This window comes from Priestia sp. YIM B13489 (genome assembly GCF_042787645.1).
Classification (GTDB): Bacteria; Bacillota; Bacilli; order Bacillales; family Bacillaceae_H; genus Priestia; species Priestia megaterium.
Genome location: NZ_JBHZOQ010000053.1, coordinates 3,131,945 through 3,149,346 on the forward strand (window position 1 = coordinate 3,131,945; position 17,402 = coordinate 3,149,346).

The window sequence follows — 17,402 nt, forward strand, 5'->3', positions numbered from 1 at the left end:
GGCTTATTTTTCAGGTTACATAAAAAATATGGAAGTTTATAGGGTGAATAACTTTTATTCTTTTAATAACGAAGGTAAGATAACCTATCTTTAGTTCAGGAGTGGTTATCTAGTAACCTACTTAACCTTCGATATTACTACATGATGAAGTAGATCTATAACTGTTCAAGTAGAACATTAAATCCTACTTTATTTATAAGATAAATACGTTATGGGTAATTATACTAAGTTAGATGAGAGCCAAGAAAATGGTTAACGATATACTAGCAAAAGGAGAAGATAAATTATGTGGATTCGCTTTTTTATTATGGGTTTCTTTTCTTTAACAGCAATATCTCTCATAGGTTATCAAGTTATAGAGATTTTCCATGCATATGGTGATTTTTTTTATAAGAGTCCTAAATAAGGACAATTAAATTTAAAATACTTAACAATAAAAAGAATGATAATAAAAGGGAACGATATAAAGTATTAAAAAGAGAGAAACCTATTATATGAAGGAACATATTGACTCTTTGTGTTTTTATAAAGCTTTGAAAATAACCATTTCTTATAAAGAGGTGTTTTTATACATGAATTATCGTTTAATTTGTTTAGCATTTTTGTTCTTTTTTCTTTATTACCTTATTGGTGTAAAGAAATATATTAGATGGTTATCTGGATGGAAGCAATTTCATATTAAAGATAAGAAGAGATTCACGAAATTAATAAGCACTTATTTATTAGTGGTAGGGTTCACAGTTTTAATAAGTGGATTCATTGATTATCCGTTTGAAGCTACTATACTATATTGTTTTACATTAGGTTATGGTGATTTACTTATGGTTTATATAAGTAATCATATAATTGAGTAATAAATTGGATAGATGGCTTCCTGAAATGGAAACCTTCAAGCATGTAAGGAAGAATTAAAAGACTTGAAGAGCATATTATCGAATTATCAATTATCCTTAGTTTATGGAAACACCTCTGAAGAAGATGTAAAGGATATTCGTTTTGGTAAACAAGGATATATTGACGATGAAGCAGATTACTATATTTGTGGTCCAGTTTCATTCCTTCATTGTATTGTAACAAGTTTGAAAGAGTTAGGTGTTAATTCGGAACATATTCACTTTGAATTTTTGGATCTGCGGTAAATCTATAGGATGATTAATTAAGTATAGAAAACAATGCTTTTTTAATAAGGTAGGGATGATAATAGATACCTAGTTTCAAGCCTGATGAGACTGAAACTAGGCTTTTTAATAAATTTATTTAACTGATAATAGCCCTAGTCTGGCCTAACTATAGGATAGACTTACTTCTTATCCTAAAATAGCTACATACTTCGTAATGAATCTTTTCTTTTGGTACTTCCCATTTATTTAAAGTTTTATTCTTTGCTTCACTCGCTTTTGTACACTTTACAAGATAAATTCGAACCATTAAATAAACTCAATTTAATTTTTAGATCTAAAAAAGAAAATTTAGATATCTATTTAAATAATCAGAGTTTTTCTATAAAATAACTTTATTTGTTAGAAGTTTTGAAAAATTACTTGCCAAACTAGCTAGAAAGGATAATAGGATATTATAATGGAGAAAAAACTTGAAAAGAATTGGAGTCATCACTCAAGCATAGGATTAGCTGCATATCTAAAAAAAATGAAAGGGACGATTAGACAAGAAGCTAAAGTTGATTATATTGATTCTATTATTTCAGCTGTAGGTGCACTTATTGCTGTTATTACGGTTAGTTTTATGGCTATTCATCTAGGCTATCCTATGGCATTAGCTCCCCTTGGAGCGAGTTGTATCTTAGTATTTGGTGCTCATAAGGGTGCTCTTTCTCAACCAAGACATGTAGTCGGAGGGCATTTGCTTGCCACTACCTTTGCTATTATTATTTGGTGTTTATTAGGTAACAGTTTATTCACTCTTGGGCTCGTATTAGCTCTTGTATTAATTCTAATGGCCCTTACACAAACGATGCATCCTCCAGCAGCAGCTAGTGCACTCGTTGCTGTTAACAATCAAGTAGGTTGGGGGTTTCTTATTCCTGTTCTATTGGGTGCCCTACTGATAGTAGTTATCTCGATTATTTATAATAATTTATTTCAATCAAGGCAATATCCAAATCATTGGTTATAAAGGTGAATATGGTAAAACAAGAGTAGCATCTTAAAAAGGTGATTTAAAAAATGGAAGAGTTTATGGGAAGTTGTACTATATGTAGAAAAGAAATATACTGCATAAATGGCTCTTTAAATGGCCTTATTCACTCAGATAGGGCGTTACGATGCTTCTCTTGTGATAAAGAGGGGTTTCTGAAAAATGGATATTAATAAGGGTTTTGATTCAAAAATCCCAAGATAATTGTAAGTAATCTGAAGTTTTTGAATCAGAACCAATCTTACTAATTTGATTATAAATAGTTAAACTATTTCAATTACAAATACTCTAACTATTACCTATTCCGTAGAAAAATGTAAATAATTTTACCAAAAAGTCGGCTTACCAACCATAAACTAAAGCATAGTCATTAATAGAATGATGTAAATCCAAATAGATCGCTTTAGTTTAGTTGCCAGTTCTTTTTTATTTTGCCCTTCCTCCTTGTACTTTCGAAGTGTTGGTGAAAACGCACGGGCCAGAAAGAACAATGAGCAAAAGAGGAAAAGCAGTGTCATTATAATCCACGGAGTAGTCCACGTCCATGGACCACACATAACAAGGAGTATCCCTGTTATAACAAGAACATGGCCTGTATGTTTTGCGAGCCTAACGACAGATTGAAATGTGCTCAAATAGGCATTCGTTTCTTCTTCCCTTGAACTATGTAGTTTTTTAACGTGTGGTAAGAGAATAAAGAAAGGACCAATAGATAAAATGACACTAGAAACATGAATATATACTAATATACGGTACAACAAATCCNAAAATCATATACAGTTTAAAATTAGAAAAAACTCCCTCCAATAAATAGGGAGTTTTTCTACAGGTTAATGAGATTTAGATCGAAGATAATTCTCAGCACCTTGAGTAGTTTGTTCATAATAAAAAGAGATATTCGTGGTTTAGGCTACTTGTGCCTAAATCATGAATATGTTGACCAAATTATATATTTAAAATAAATTTTTAACCAATAAGAATCTTTTCTTCTGCATACCTAATTTTAGATTGTTTGTTTGAACGAATCGCAAGTACAAAGCCAATGGTAAGAGGTCCCACTCTGCCAATAAACATCATAATTGTAATCAGAATTCGGCCTATAGGACTTAAATCTCCTGTAAAGTTAGCACTTAATCCAACTGTTCCAGAAGCAGAGAACGTTTCAAACAAAAGGGTAGACATGTCTATACCTTTTTCTGTGATTGTGAGTAGAAAGAAAATAATAGAAACAAAAATAATGCCAGAAGTAGCAATAGAAAAAGCTCTATACACAAGCGATTTAGGAATTCGGCGTCGAAAAACATTAATCTCTTCTTTATTTGTCAATACTGACCATAAAGCAAACAATATTAAGACAAACGTAGTTATTTTAATTCCACCGCCTGTTGAACCTGGAGCCGCTCCAATAAACATAAGACCCATCATATACACTTTTGAAGGCAATGTGAGCGCCCCGATATCCAAGGTATTAAAACCAGCAGTACGAGGAACTACACCCTGAAAGTAAGCTGCCCACCATTTATCCCCCATGCTTAATTGACCTAAAGTATGAGAGTTATGATATTCTAGAGTAAAAATAATGAGTGTACTCACGGTATTTAGTAGGATAGTTGAAACTAATACAATTTTAGTGTGAAGAGAAAACTTTCTTATGTTTCGTTTCTGAAAAATGTCTGCTATGACAAAAAATCCAGTCCCTCCTATTATGAAAAGTAACGTAATCATAATATTTACGGTTGGATCTCCTACCCATTTGCTTAAATTATCTGGTTCCAAACCAAATCCTGCATTATTAAAAGCAGAGATAGAATGGAATATGCCATAATAAATAGCCTTTCCCCAGCTCATTTCTTGGGACCAACGAATAGCTAGGATAAGCGCTCCTATACCTTCCACAGCCAATGTAATTAGCACAACACGTTGGACTAATGCAATAACGCCTTGTAGCGAAAAAGCATTTAGAGATTCCTTAAGTATTAATCTTTGTTGTAATCCTATTTTTTTACCTAGTACAATAAACATGAGTATACCAATAGTCATGAATCCCCAGCCACCAACTTGAATGAGTACAAGCAAAATGAGCTGTCCAAATAAAGTAAATGTTGTCCCCGTATCTACCACGGCTAGGCCTGTTACACATACAGCAGAAGTGGCTTCAAAAAGAGCATCAATAAAGCTTAGATGATGTCTATCGCTTGTAGCAGCAGGAATCATTAATAAGCCGGTGCCGAGCAATATTAATCCTAAAAACCCCACGAACAAGATACTTGCAGGTTCCAGATGCTTCACTTTATGTTTTTTACGTGACTTAGAAATTATCATATTACATTTCCCTTCAAAATGTTTTGATTAAAGATTTATTATATATCATACCCATTTATTTCAAAAGATGGTCATTACTTTTATTACCTTCCTATCTTCTCAGAAAGTACGTTACATTAAGTAAATAATAAAGTATCTAATGTTAATATACTTTAAATAAGATAAAATTTATTAAAAATAAAAAGATCACATCTTCTATGTAAAGGAGTAAAATAACAAACTAATTTATAAAAATAATAGTTTTATAAGGCTCTGTTAAACTTTATTGTTGATTTTTTGAATAAAGAAAAACACTATATTGAATAAAACATAGTGTCCTTGTTTCTTATGGTTGATTATCAGCTTGGCGATTCTAACAATTCATCTATTATCTTTAATTGCCTTACCCTTTCCTTTGTTGAGGAATCTAAGGAGTTATGTGTTAGAAGATTTGTTACCTTTATTTATTGCGTAGTCACTGCTAACCATTGCCTGTCTTCTCATATGTCCTGTTGCTATGGCTTGGGCAAATGAACGTGCAGAATATTTACTAACGTCAGATTTGGAGTCTTTAGCCAATTCATTTACAATAAATCCAACTTTTCGTAAATCAAAAGCTCTAATACTTTCTTCTATTCGTTTTTGCAAAGTTTCTATTCTCAAATTTATACATAGTTCATCTTTTAAATGGTCATCGAGAAAATCTAATCCTTTTTATTGTCCTAAATCATCCATGCTATCAGGTAAATAAAGTCACGCTATAACAAACCTAACCTTTTTAATGTAGCAACCAACGGGGGGTATTTTCTATTTGTAGAAAATACCTTTTATTTTTATAATCCTGTTGATACACGTGCATATCCAATAAACACCTATTATCACTCTTTCTTATTTTTCTCTTATTCGATTGTAATATAAAATAGAATAAGAAAGGTTATTGAACACAGAATACTGTACAGAGTTTTATTACAAAAAACACTAAAAATCGACTTTTCCCACTCAGAATGTAGCGTGTGCAGAAACGGATAAAAACCAATTATTTTTCATAAAGCTCTAACAAGCGTTTGTGTATCCAAATAGCTGCCTGTAAACCTTCTCCCATCGCTACCGTCACTTGTTCAGAATGAGCTACAATGTCTCCTGCTGCCCACACGTTTGAAACATTTGTTTCTTTTGTACGCGGATTTACGATAATGTGCTGATTTTCTAGAAGTTCTGCTCCGAGCTCATGCGCTAATTCTGTTCGAACTTTATTTCCTCCGAACGCTAAAAAACCTCTTTCTCCATAGATAAATTCATTGTTTTCGAGGATAACTCCTTTTAACATGTCTGCTTCAGCTATGACTTTTTTTATTGCCGCTTCTTTATAGGTAATGCCCTTTTGCATCAAGGTATCTGCTAAAGGTCCAATTTCTTTTTTGTCATGATTAATGTACGTAATGTCATTTGTCCAATATGTTAACGTAAGAGATAAACTGGCTCCTGCTTTTCCTGACCCTAGTACTAATACCCTTCTATTATTTACTTCATACCCATCGCAGTCGGGACATACATATACGGTTGTTCCCATGCACGGATATAGCTCTTGCTGAAGTTCAGGCGGAATCCGATCTACTACTCCCGTCGCAAACAGTAAAGTAGCTGCTTCGTAGTTCGCAAAGTTTGTAATGACGTTAAACCCTTCTATTTCTTTTTCACACTGAAGGACACGCTCTTCTGCAAATTGAATGCCGTAGCTTTTTGCTTGCTGCCTTCCCGTTTCTCTTAGAGTTTGCCCGCTTATTCCCTCAGGCCATCCCAATATATTTTGATAATTTTTGCAAAGATTGGAACGGCCATCGTTTGAATCAATAACCAATACACTGCGCTTATATCTTCCAAGCTGAATAGCGGCTTGAAGTCCTGCAATTCCTCCACCTATAATGACACAGTCATACTTGTCTACCACAGCACATCACCCCAACTTTTACTATTTTCTAAACAAAAGCTTCAGTTTTTCATTATCTGTTTTTCCATTATTTTTATACGCTTTATTGCCTTTATTTTTTGAAGTCATTCTACATACAAAAAAACCGCCTCGGCAGCTGCCCTGCCTAGAGACGGTTTTTTATAAAATGAAGAAAGACAATATTACTCATTTTTTGCTTCTTTTTCATTAATTTTAGTAATCAGCTCTTCTTTATATACTTCACTATCTTTCCCGTAGCGTAGACGACTATAACAGTTGGGACATAGTGCCGCAGCGTCCTTTGGCTTAGCGAATCCGCTCTCTGAAAGCTTTGAAAGATAGTACATTTGCAAAAAGGAGCTTCCATCTTTTGCGATAAACGGCGCGCTTTCTCCGCAGGCTTCACAAATACCTGCTGCGCGTTTGTGAACATATTGTTTAAGAGCGGCCGTTTGTTCGTAAATACTTGTCTTTTTTTCTTCTCCTAATGCTATATGGCGAAGCTGTTCAGTTGAATAAGGTGAAACATCCAGCTTTGCTGCTTTTTCCTCAATCACAGGATTTCGTTCAAGTTCAAAAATAATAGCTTCACGAAGCTCTCCGTCTGAGTCCCACATGATTTCTAATTGATGATTAATATACGTCACTTCATCAATGAACTCTACTACTCCAGGCTCCACGTAGTGAAACAAGTAAACGGCTTTTCCTGATAAGAAATGTTCACGAAGCGCTTTATTGCCTTTAATGAGCTGCATCGATCCTCTTTGGCCTTCTCCTGTATAGAAAAAAGCGGTTTTATCTCTGTTCCACCCGTGTCCTGTTCCGTATTCACTTCCGCTTTCTTTTGTGAAAATAAAAATATATGGATGCGCTTTCGGCGTTGATATTTCGCTTTGTTCCTGTCCTTTATAAAGCTTATGAATTTGTTTTCTGCGATAACGATGTCCTTTTTGAAAGAAATCTCCGCGCTGTAAATCCGTAATCAATGAATTGCCTCCTACTGCGGTCCTGCTTTTATAGTACTTATAGCTCTACTATACACTAATTTTTGTTTTCTTTGCAGATCGTTTCTTCTATCTATTGGATTTATATCATACAAAAAAAAGCAGCTGTATGGGCAGCTGCTTTTTTGCGATAGTCAATTTTGCACCGTATAGTCTTCTCCTAGCCATTTTGTGCTGAGTTTTTTTAATGTACCGTCTTTTTTCAGCTTTTTAATCGCCTGATCGACTTCCGACTTTAACTTTTCGTCTTTTTTGTTAAACATAAAATATACTTTTGAATTAATCACGATATCTCCAACCGTTTTTTGCTGAAATTTCAGCGCTTGATTGCTAAAGTCGATGGAAAATGGTGTCGCAAGCGTAGCATCTGCCCGGCCTGTTTTTAATTGAGTTGTGGCATCATCCGCACCTTGACCGGCGTAAACTACATCGATTTTATTGCCGTGTTTTTGATTGTATTTGTCTAGATAGACAGCCGCATTGCTTGTAGCTCCTACAATCATTTTTTTACCTTCTAAATCTTTTAATGAATGAATATCATTTCGATTTTTAGGAACTGTTACATAAAGCGGAGAATAATTATATGTTTCATCATTAAATAAAAACTTTTTCTTTCGCTCAGCGTTCTGAGCCATGTTATGAGCAATCATATCAATTTTATTACTTTCTAAGCTGAGAAGCAGATTTGAAAATTCCATCGTTTTAAATTCAAATTTATAATCCTTTAGCTCTTTGTCGATTGCTCTTACTACTTCTACATCATAGCCGGTCAGTTTGCCTTTATCATCGATAAAGCAAATATTAGGAAACTGAGTGCCTGTTCCAACCACAATCGTTTGAACATCTTTTTCTTTCTTTTCTCCTGCACTTGAAGATGCGTTTGTTCCGCATCCTGCCACGCTCACAGCTACTACAATTGAAAGTAAAAACAGCCAATATTTTTTCATACGTTCCTCCCCTAAATCCCTATATTATGTAATAAAAAGAGGCTCTTGATGAAGCAGCTGCTTCATCAAGAGCCTCTGGTTAACCAGTGGGCTTACTTCGTGTAAGATTATTCACATCATAATACTAGTTAACCGATAAATCAAGTAGGTTTTTAGAAAAAGATTATCTTGACAGCCCGGTGTCTACCGCTTAAGATACAACTAATAAAACATTGAACCTACATATCTACCAGTCAACTGGAGGCAAATGGACACGATAATGCGTGTACGTTTGCTTTTTTTATTGTCGTCTACCATTTTATCTTTTGGAGGTAAAACGTATGAAATTTGCTTTATTTAGTCTTATTCAAAACATCCCGAACCCGGTTACTGGAGAAATATTCACTGCTCAAGAAAAGTTTCAGCATGTGTTAAATCAAGCAGTGCTGGCAGAAAAGTTAGGTTTTGATGCTTACGGAGTCGGCGAAAGACACGGAACTCCTTTTTTGTCTTCTTCTCCTCCTGTTGTTTTAAGTGCAATTGCGGCTAAAACGTCACACATCCGTCTCCTTACGACCGTTACCGTTCTAAGCATTTTAGACCCTGTACGAGTAGCTGAAGATTATGCAACGCTTGATCACCTATCGAGTGGACGCCTTGAACTGATTATCGGAAAAGGCAATGACCCGCGTCATTATCCGCTTTTTGGTATTACAGAAGAAGAACAATGGGAATCTCTTGCTGAAAGATACGCTCTTTTAAAACAGCTTTGGACAGAAGAAAATGTCACGTGGAGTGGCCGTTATCGTTCGCCTTTGACAAACGTTACGACTCAGCCTCGTCCGTTTCAAACTTCTATTCCCGTGTGGCATGGAAGCGCGTCAAGCCCGCTGTCTACAGAACTGGCGGCTAAATACGGAGAGCCGCTATTTTCATCTAATTCCTTCCATCCTCAGGCTAAATATAAAGCGCTGATTGACCACTACCGCGAACGTTTGGCTTATTATGGCCATGACCCACGCAAGGCCATCGTCGGTTCGGGGGCGAGTAGCCTCTATATTTCTAATACAGCGGAAGAAGCGATTCGCCGCTATCGCCCGTATTATAACGCCTTTAGCAATACAGAAGCAGCCAAACATAATCAATCGCCGTTCACGTCACTAGAAGATATCGTTCAACATGGTCCTGCTTTAGTAGGAAGCCCTGAGCAAATCATTGAAAAAATAATAGACTATCACCATGCTTATGGAAACGAAGTGCTGAGCATCAGCGTAGACGGTCTAAGCGAAGCAGAACAGCGCGAACAGCTAGAGCGCTTTGCAGATGATATTGCACCTGTTCTTCGAAAAGAACTTCCCAGCAGCGTGTGGGAAAATAAAAAAAAGAAAACTCCTTTTTAACAGGAGTTTTCTTTAGCTAAAAATAATTTGTCTATTAGTTTATTAACTTTTAAACTAATAAACTACTCTGGTTAAGATGCCTGCGTGTCTGTATCGTAAATATTGGCTGTTACTTCGCTTCTTTGACAAAGTAAGATGAGCAGCCAAATGCCTCCGATAACTGGAACAAAGTTAATTAAATACCACCAGCCGCTTCTTCCTGTATCATGCAGCCGGCGAACAGTAACAGCAAGTGAAGGCAGAATCATTGCTACTCCATAGAGCAATATTAAAATAGATACAAGTAGAGCAATTGAATCAATAAAAACCAAGGCGTATAGAACAAGCGTAAAGATATAAGCAAATAATGTAAACATCCAATACTCCGTACGCGTTGCTCTTCCTCGAAACGTCGCGTAATTTTTTAACGCTTTTATATACCAGTACATGACAAACCCTCTCTTTATTTATTAAATTAAACTACCTAATCATTTAAGTCCTACGCAACTTTATTAGGTACATCAAAACGATTTAGCTGCGACTCACTTCTTAGACAAAGAAGAATTAATAGACAAATAACTCCTGCAATCGGAATAATACTAATGAGCTGCCACCAGCCGCTTCTTCCTATGTCATGCAGTCGGCGTGCCGTCACAGCAAGAGATGGAATGAGGACTGCAACAAGATAAACTATACGCAAAAACGGAGGCATATCTGTTATAAGTTCAATAGCTGAAAGCACACACCATATAATAAAATTAAATAAGATAAACATCCAATACTCTTTACGCGTTGCTCTCCCTTGAAACGTTGCATAATTTTTTAGTACATGTAAATACCATTTCATACAAAAACCTCCTTTTTTAAAACAATTTTTGTAAGACAAGCTTACTAGCAGTAATTACCTTAGCATACAAAAATTTAATTTTATATCCTATTTTTTGAAAAAATCCCAAATGGTAATATAAATATAGGAGAGAGATGGATAATAATTAGTAATAAATACTCAAAGTTTTTAGATTAAAAACCATTTTATACCTGTAATTACTTTTAATTAATAAAATGTTTTTTTTATAGAAAAAACTGCCGTGTTAATAAACACGGCAGGCCATATCTTCACTTATGTTCGGTAAAAGTAAGGCCCACATGAGCTTTCATGCGTAATCACATAAGTCCATGTAAAGTCTTTATCTACGACATATAAATCTTCTAAATACATGTTTGTATTTTCACTTAAATCAGCGCTTGTTAGATGCTTACATTTAGATAGCTGCAGCACTCGTTCATCATGCTCAAACAGCAAATAACAGTCGTTCTTTATTTGCTGTTCGAACGCTTGAACCGCTTGTTCTCCTTGCAAGCAAGGGAGCTTTTCATAGCTAAACGCATGCCACAAAAATTGGTCCATATAAATTTTCTTTTTTTGCGATGCGCTTAAAGCACTTGCAAATTCATTTTCCCATCGCTTTCGAAAGAATTCACCTTGATTCGGTAATTTTTTAACAAACATTCCTTTTTTCTTTAACGCATCTTTCATTTTCACTGTGCTTTTCCATCCTTTATCCTGTATTCATTTCTTTTTATCGGCTTCTTAGCTTATTTGTCCACTAGTACCCGTGCGTTAGATTCTTTGCTTTTTGACCAAATTCACTTTATAAAACGTCGGCTTTAACGTGCACAAAAACAATACAATTGTACTTAAAAACATAACCAGGCTTCCACCAATTACAGCTTCCTGAATCGAAAAGATGTGCGCAGCCATGCCGCATAAAAAAGTCATGATAATGATCAGGAGTGACTCAAGCAGTCCATATATACTTCCTACTCGACCCATCATGTCAACGGGAATACTGTTTTGATAAAAGGTTTGAAAACCAGCACTTGCAAAAGCTAACGCAAAAGATAAGCTAAAAAATCCTGCTCCGATAGTTTGAAAAGAAGAGGAACACGCATACAGCAAATAACCAAGCGACACCCCTACACTGCCGGCGCCTATGAGAAAGTTCGTCGACAGCTTCTTAGCAAACAGTGTATTCACAACTGCTCCAATCATAATGCCAGCTCCTGCTATGCTTAATAAAAATCCGTATTCGCTTTCGGACAAAGGAATGACTTTTGTTGCAAATGAAACTTCAAGAGAATCAATTGCCGTGGCCATGACCATTAAGAAACTGAATAATACATAAATGGTGATAATGTATCTGTTGGCTCTACTGAAACGAAACACCGCTTTCCAATCTTCTCGAATGGTGTTTACAGACAGCTTATTTTCTTTAACTTCTGTTTTTGTATCCAGGTTCGGCATAAACAAAGTAACCACTCCTGACGATACCAGCGCTGCAGCAGTAGCATAAATGGCAAACGCTGGCGTTCCAATCATAAATAGCGCACCTGCTGCGGCTGGCCCAATAAGAAAACCGCCTGAATCAATCAAACTGCGCAGCGAATTAAATCTTTTTCGTTTTTTACGTGGAATAAGCTTTGTGATATAAACCATCGATGCTGGCCGAAACATTGAACTTGCCATACTCATGATAAATACCAGCACATAAATGATCAGTATGGATGAGAAAAACGGAAAGCAAGCAATAATCCCCGCGCGCGTCCAATCTAAAAACAGCATAAGCTTCCGTTTGTTCATGCGGTCAATTAAGCTTCCAGACCATATATTTGTACATAGCGCAGCAAGCGGCTTTATCATGTATAGCCCTGAAACCGCAAGCGGCGAATTCGTCATATCAAGCATCATGACATTTAAAGCAATTAAATAAATCCAGTCCCCGATATTGCTAATGCCAATTCCAAACAGTAATAAACACGGGTATTTCCAAGACAACAGCTTATTTTTCATAAAAGAAAGGCCTCCGCTTCACTATTGATTTCGATCAATAAAAAAATCCCACCCCCAAGACATTTGTCTTAGGGGCGAGATTATGAATCGCGGTGCCACCCTAGTTTGTTCATATGTCGCCATATAAACCTTATCGAGTACGGCTTTCGCTTATACTCTAGCTTTGTAACGGAAGCAGCCGTCGCACTATCACGTTAGATCCAATGCGCTGCTCAGAGGCTTGTTTCAACAGCGTTTTTCTTGCTCCTTTTCAGCTTCCGGAGCTCTCTGCTAAGAATACGCGCTGTCTACTTTTCTCTTCACGGCATTTAATTTCTAACATCTTACCATTATTATCTATTTTTTGTAAATACTTTATTTCAAAATCATTTTTTGCGGCTGAGAAAAGAATAGTCGATACCCTAGATATACGAAATAAATGATAGACGCCACCAGCACGATTCCCCACATATTGTACATATCCTTATTTCCCCATACGCCTGTTAGTGAAAACAGCGCTGGAATCGTCAACGTCACCCACGACTGGACAATCGCCACTTTCCCCACATATGCAGATACATCTTTTTTGCTCGTATTAAGCACATAAAATAAAAACCATAAAAACGACCAAAGAATCCATGTAATGGCATTAACTACGTCATGATAGTGAACAAGAGAAACCGTAACGTACACTAAAGCGATAATCGATACCCAAAGCGAGTAATAGCCAAGTCCTGTTCCCTGCATTCCCTTTAATACAGTCACCCCTACATACAAATACGTAAGGCCAAATAAAAAGATTGCCGTTCTTTCATACAAAATCCAGTTGCTTTGATCTGACGTAATAATTAAATAAAACGGAACAATAACTTGAAAAGCTCCAACAAATAAGTTAAATACGCCTACGTTTTTTTCATCTGCTTTTCCAAGCAGCATCAGTCCGTTTAAAAATAAAGCTGCACCTGACAGCAACAGTCCAATTTGATCCATTTTTCAGTAAGAAAAGCCCCCAGCTTTTCTTGTCCTCCTCTGCGTCGATGTTTTTCTTTAGGATGTGCGGAGTTGTAGTTTACATGTAAAAAAGAAAAAGCAATTCCTTTTGAAAAGGAAACTGCTTTTCTTTCTGTTTCTATTACACTTATAAAATGAAGCTGACAACAATTGCTGACAGTACGCTTACAAGCGTAGCTCCGTATAGTAAACGAAGACCAAAGCGCGCTACTGTATTTCCTTGCTTTTCGCTTAAGCCTTTAACAGCTCCTGACACGATTCCAATTGATGAGAAGTTAGCAAATGATACTAAGAATACAGATACAATTCCAAGCGTTTTAGCACTGAATGTTGAAGCCATATCCGACAGGCTCATCATTGCCACAAATTCATTTGTTACAAGTTTTGTTGCCATAATTCCACCCGCTGCCACAACTTCTGAAGCAGGAACACCCATGATGAATGCAAACGGTGCAAACACATAGCCAAGAAGATGCTGGAACGATAGACCAAATAACATTTCAAACACGTTATCAATCGCAGCCATCAGCGCAACGAAACCAATTAGCATCGCACCTACGATAATTGCTACTTTAAATCCATCCATAATGTATTCGCCAAGCATTTCGAAGAACGTTTGCTTATGACCTGTTTGTACCTCTAAAATATCTTCTTGATCCGTTACTGTGTAAGGGTTAATAATAGAAGAAATAATAAATCCGCCAAATAAGTTAATAACGATTGCTGTTACTACGTATTTTGGTTCAATCATTGTCATATAAGCACCGACAATTGACATTGAAACAGTCGACATAGCTGATGCACAAAGCGTATATAAACGATTTGGCGGCAGTTTGTCTAGTTGCTTTTTAACAGTAATGAATACTTCTGACTGACCTACAATCGCGGAAGCTACTGCGTTATAAGACTCTAATTTTCCCATTCCGTTAATCTTGCTGAGAACTAAGCCAATCCATTTCATAATGAACGGAAGGATTTTAAAGTGCTGTAAAATCCCAATCAAGACAGAGATAAAAACAATCGGAAGTAGCACGTTTAAGAAAAACGGCATTGATCCTTTATTCGCAATGCCTCCAAATACGAACTCTACTCCTTGGTTTGCGTATGAAAGCAGCTTTCCAAAAACGCTGGCAATCGCATTGATAATAATCAAACCAAACTTTGTGTTAAGAAGTAAAGCTGATAAAAGAACTTGAATCACAACCATAATAACGATTGGTTTATATTTGATTTCTTTACGGTTATTACTTGCAAGATACGCTAATCCAAAGACAACGAGTAACCCTAAGATGCCAATTAAATATTTCATAGTATCCTCCACTGCTTACTTATTTTTGTAAGTCTTTTGATGAAAAATAGCCCGGTAAGATTTCGTTGATGTTGGTAATCACAAAATCTCCTTTTAGGTTTGCTAAGATAATTTGTGTGTGATCATCACAGAACTCAGCTAATACTTGTCTGCATGCGCCGCAAGGAGAAATTGGTCCGTCCGTATCTCCTACAACTGCAATAGCTGAAAACTGTTTGTCCCCTTCTGAAACAGCTTTAAAGATTGCCGTTCGCTCAGCACAGTTCGTCAATCCATAGGAAGCGTTTTCAATATTGCATCCACGATAAATCTTCCCATCGGTTGTTAAAAGAGCTGCACCAACATGGAAGTGAGAATATGGTACATGTGCCTGTTTGCTTGCTGCGATTGCTTCATCTATTAATTGTTTTGGCTCCACAGTCATCATCCTTTGCTTAGTTTACAGCAGGTTAGTTAGTACTAACCTGCTGTCATTTATTAATAATCAGAATTGCTTAATTGACCTTTTGCAATTGATACGCCAGAGCTTGCACCAATACGTGTTGCACCAGCTTCAATCATTGCTTTTGCATCTTCTAAGCCTCGAACGCCTCCAGAAGCTTTTACACCTACATCTGGTCCAACCGTTCTTCTCATAAGTGCTACGTCTTCTACCGTTGCGCCTCCTGTAGAAAAGCCCGTTGACGTTTTAACAAAATCAGCTCCAGCTTTTACAGCTAGCTCAGAAACTTTTGCTTTTTCTTCGTCTGTTAAAAGAGCTGTTTCAATAATTACTTTTACTAGCGCTTTGCCTTTTGCAGCATCTACTACTGCTTGAATGTCGCTTTGCACTAAGTCATAGTTTTTATCTTTTAACGCGCCGATGTTGATTACCATATCTACTTCATCTGCACCGTTTTCGATTGCATTTGTTGTTTCGAATGCTTTTACTGCTGAAGTAGTAGCTCCAAGAGGGAAACCGATTACCGTACATACCTTCACTTCTGGAGCATCTTTTAATAACTCAGCTGCTTTTTTTACCCACGTTGGATTTACACAAACCGAAGCGAATGAATATTCTTTTGCTTCTTGTGCTAAAACCGTAATTTGCTCTTCTGTCGCATCTGCTTTTAATAATGTATGATCAATAATACCCGTAATGTTTTGACTCATTTTGTACTTCCTCTCTGTCTCTTAATGAATTTCTTTATAAATTAACGTTGGAGCTTCCACTTTTTCAGCGACCGTGCTGTAAGAATCATAGACGATATCCATTACTTCCTGTACACTTTCGCTGTTGCTGTGAATTGTAACAAGAGAGTCACCTTTTTTCACTTGGTCGCCAACTTTTTTATTAAGCATGATACCAACTGCTAAGTCGATTTCAGATTCTTTTGTTGCACGTCCTGCACCTAGCTTCATTGCTGCTACGCCGATTTTTTCTGCAACGATTTCTGAAATGTAGCCATCTTCTTTTGCTGGCACTTCAATTTTGTGCGCTGCATCCGGTAATTTAGACGGATCGTCTGCAACAGAAGCGTCTCCGCCTTGTGCGCTTAAGAACGTTTTGAACGATTCTAATGCTTTTCCGTTTTTAATTACTTCTTGAAGCATTGCACGCGCTTCATCTAAGCTGCTTGCTTTTTCAGCAAGTACAACCATGTGACTTCCTAATGTTAAGCAAAGCTCTGTTAAATCTTCAGGGCCTTCGCCTTTTAACGTGTCGATCGCTTCTTTCACTTCAAGCGCATTACCAACCGCAAAACCTAGAGGCTGGCTCATATCTGAGATGATTGCTTTGGTGTTTCGACCTACGCCTTTTCCGATTTCAACCATTGCTTTTGCTAATTCTTCAGCATCTTCAAGCTTTTTCATAAACGCGCCGTTCCCAGTTTTTACATCCAGGCAAATGGCATCTGCTCCAGCTGCAATTTTCTTACTCATAATTGAGCTTGCAATTAACGGAATCGAATCAACCGTTGCTGTTACATCACGAAGTGCATAAAGTTTTTTATCCGCCGGCGTTAAGTCTCCGCTTTGACCGATAACGGCAATTTTATTCGTATTTACTAAACGAATGAATTCTTCATTTGTAATTTCAACGTGGAAGCCAGGCACTGCTTCAAGTTTGTCAATCGTACCGCCAGTGTGTCCTAAGCCGCGGCCAGACATTTTGGCAACCGGTACATCAACCGCAGCTACTAAAGGTCCTAATACAAGTGTTGTTGTATCACCTACGCCGCCTGTGCTGTGTTTGTCTACTTTAATACCTTCAATTTTTGATAAGTCGATTTGATCGCCTGATTCAACCATTGCTTGCGTTAAATTCACGCGTTCTTCCTGCGTCATTCCTTGAAAGTAAATCGCCATCGCAAATGCCGATAGCTGATAATCAGGTAAATCCCCTTTTGTATAACCTTCGATAATAAAATCGATTTCAGCTTTATTTAATTCATGTCCATTACGTTTTTTTTCAATTAAGTCAACCATTCTCATGACGTTTTCCCCCTAAAAGTATCTGCATATTGTGCATCCACTAAAACGTTTTCAACAACTTACAC

General features: G+C 36.7%; 18 protein-coding genes and 1 other annotated feature. Of the genes, 3 read left to right on the top strand and 15 right to left on the bottom strand.

What is annotated here, in order from left to right; all coding sequences use genetic code 11:
• Positions 1–917 precede the first annotated feature (917 nt).
• Both ACFX4W_RS21910 and ACFX4W_RS21915 read left to right on the top strand, forming a co-directional pair.
• The gene (locus ACFX4W_RS21910; protein WP_043977705.1) at positions 918–1,139 is read left to right on the top strand and encodes a hypothetical protein; all 222 of its coding nucleotides are present in this window, start codon (positions 918–920) and stop codon (positions 1,137–1,139) included.
• Positions 1,140–1,578: 439 nt separating this feature from the next.
• The gene (locus ACFX4W_RS21915; protein ID WP_043977703.1) at positions 1,579–2,133 is read left to right on the top strand and encodes an HPP family protein; all 555 of its coding nucleotides are present in this window, start codon (positions 1,579–1,581) and stop codon (positions 2,131–2,133) included.
• A 377-nt stretch (positions 2,134–2,510) separates the two neighbouring features.
• Here ACFX4W_RS21915 and ACFX4W_RS21920 read toward each other — a convergent pair whose 3' ends face one another.
• From ACFX4W_RS21920 to ACFX4W_RS21945, 6 genes are all read right to left on the bottom strand, one after another.
• Complete coding sequence (locus ACFX4W_RS21920; RefSeq protein WP_377560089.1) at positions 2,511–2,915, bottom strand: DUF2269 family protein; 405 nt, start codon at positions 2,913–2,915, stop codon at positions 2,511–2,513.
• Positions 2,916–3,120: 205 nt separating this feature from the next.
• On the bottom strand, positions 3,121–4,476 hold the full coding sequence (locus ACFX4W_RS21925; protein WP_043977950.1) for a TrkH family potassium uptake protein: 1,356 nt from the start codon (positions 4,474–4,476) through the stop codon (positions 3,121–3,123).
• Positions 4,477–4,890: 414 nt separating this feature from the next.
• On the bottom strand, positions 4,891–5,103 hold the full coding sequence (locus ACFX4W_RS21930; RefSeq protein WP_052500360.1) for a putative immunity protein: 213 nt from the start codon (positions 5,101–5,103) through the stop codon (positions 4,891–4,893).
• 388 nt (positions 5,104–5,491) lie between these two features.
• Positions 5,492–6,403, bottom strand: a complete 912-nt coding sequence (locus ACFX4W_RS21935; RefSeq protein WP_043982759.1) for an NAD(P)/FAD-dependent oxidoreductase — start codon at positions 6,401–6,403, stop codon at positions 5,492–5,494.
• Positions 6,404–6,585: 182 nt separating this feature from the next.
• A complete protein-coding gene (locus tag ACFX4W_RS21940) occupies positions 6,586–7,389 on the bottom strand; it encodes an SRA domain-containing endonuclease (RefSeq protein ID WP_043982758.1) in 804 nt (267 codons plus the stop codon).
• Between the two features lie 152 nt (positions 7,390–7,541).
• Positions 7,542–8,354, bottom strand: coding sequence for an amino acid ABC transporter substrate-binding protein (locus ACFX4W_RS21945; protein ID WP_025751375.1), 813 nt, complete (start codon positions 8,352–8,354; stop codon positions 7,542–7,544).
• Between the two features lie 320 nt (positions 8,355–8,674).
• Between ACFX4W_RS21945 and ACFX4W_RS21950 the strand changes: the two genes are divergently transcribed.
• On the top strand, positions 8,675–9,733 hold the full coding sequence (locus ACFX4W_RS21950; RefSeq protein WP_043982756.1) for an LLM class flavin-dependent oxidoreductase: 1,059 nt from the start codon (positions 8,675–8,677) through the stop codon (positions 9,731–9,733).
• A gap of 71 nt (positions 9,734–9,804) precedes the next feature.
• Here ACFX4W_RS21950 and ACFX4W_RS21955 read toward each other — a convergent pair whose 3' ends face one another.
• The 9 genes from ACFX4W_RS21955 to ACFX4W_RS21995 all read right to left on the bottom strand — a co-directional run bounded on the left by ACFX4W_RS21955 (position 9,805) and on the right by ACFX4W_RS21995 (position 17,337).
• The gene (locus ACFX4W_RS21955) at positions 9,805–10,161 is read right to left on the bottom strand and encodes a DUF805 domain-containing protein (RefSeq protein ID WP_043982754.1); all 357 of its coding nucleotides are present in this window, start codon (positions 10,159–10,161) and stop codon (positions 9,805–9,807) included.
• Positions 10,162–10,211: 50 nt separating this feature from the next.
• Entirely contained in the window at positions 10,212–10,559 is a 348-nt protein-coding gene (locus ACFX4W_RS21960; RefSeq protein WP_280559837.1) for a DUF805 domain-containing protein, read from the bottom strand.
• Between the two features lie 273 nt (positions 10,560–10,832).
• On the bottom strand, positions 10,833–11,249 hold the full coding sequence (locus tag ACFX4W_RS21965; protein WP_377560558.1) for a DUF4275 family protein: 417 nt from the start codon (positions 11,247–11,249) through the stop codon (positions 10,833–10,835).
• A gap of 84 nt (positions 11,250–11,333) precedes the next feature.
• Positions 11,334–12,563: an MFS transporter gene (locus ACFX4W_RS21970; protein WP_162214438.1), complete on the bottom strand. Its 1,230-nt coding sequence runs from the start codon at positions 12,561–12,563 to the stop codon at positions 11,334–11,336.
• Positions 12,564–12,630: 67 nt separating this feature from the next.
• Positions 12,631–12,875 (bottom strand) — a binding site (T-box leader).
• Between the two features lie 42 nt (positions 12,876–12,917).
• Positions 12,918–13,532, bottom strand: coding sequence for an AmiS/UreI family transporter (locus tag ACFX4W_RS21975; RefSeq protein WP_025751370.1), 615 nt, complete (start codon positions 13,530–13,532; stop codon positions 12,918–12,920).
• A 148-nt stretch (positions 13,533–13,680) separates the two neighbouring features.
• Positions 13,681–14,862: a NupC/NupG family nucleoside CNT transporter gene (locus ACFX4W_RS21980; RefSeq protein ID WP_013083603.1), complete on the bottom strand. Its 1,182-nt coding sequence runs from the start codon at positions 14,860–14,862 to the stop codon at positions 13,681–13,683.
• Between the two features lie 19 nt (positions 14,863–14,881).
• Positions 14,882–15,280 carry a cytidine deaminase gene (locus tag ACFX4W_RS21985; RefSeq protein ID WP_013057475.1) on the bottom strand — a complete coding sequence of 133 codons (399 nt, stop codon included), beginning with the start codon at positions 15,278–15,280 and terminating at the stop codon, positions 14,882–14,884.
• A 59-nt stretch (positions 15,281–15,339) separates the two neighbouring features.
• Positions 15,340–16,014: a deoxyribose-phosphate aldolase gene (gene deoC / locus ACFX4W_RS21990; protein ID WP_043982748.1), complete on the bottom strand. Its 675-nt coding sequence runs from the start codon at positions 16,012–16,014 to the stop codon at positions 15,340–15,342.
• Positions 16,015–16,035: 21 nt separating this feature from the next.
• A complete protein-coding gene (locus ACFX4W_RS21995; RefSeq protein ID WP_280559838.1) occupies positions 16,036–17,337 on the bottom strand; it encodes a pyrimidine-nucleoside phosphorylase in 1,302 nt (433 codons plus the stop codon).
• Positions 17,338–17,402: the final 65 nt, after the last annotated feature.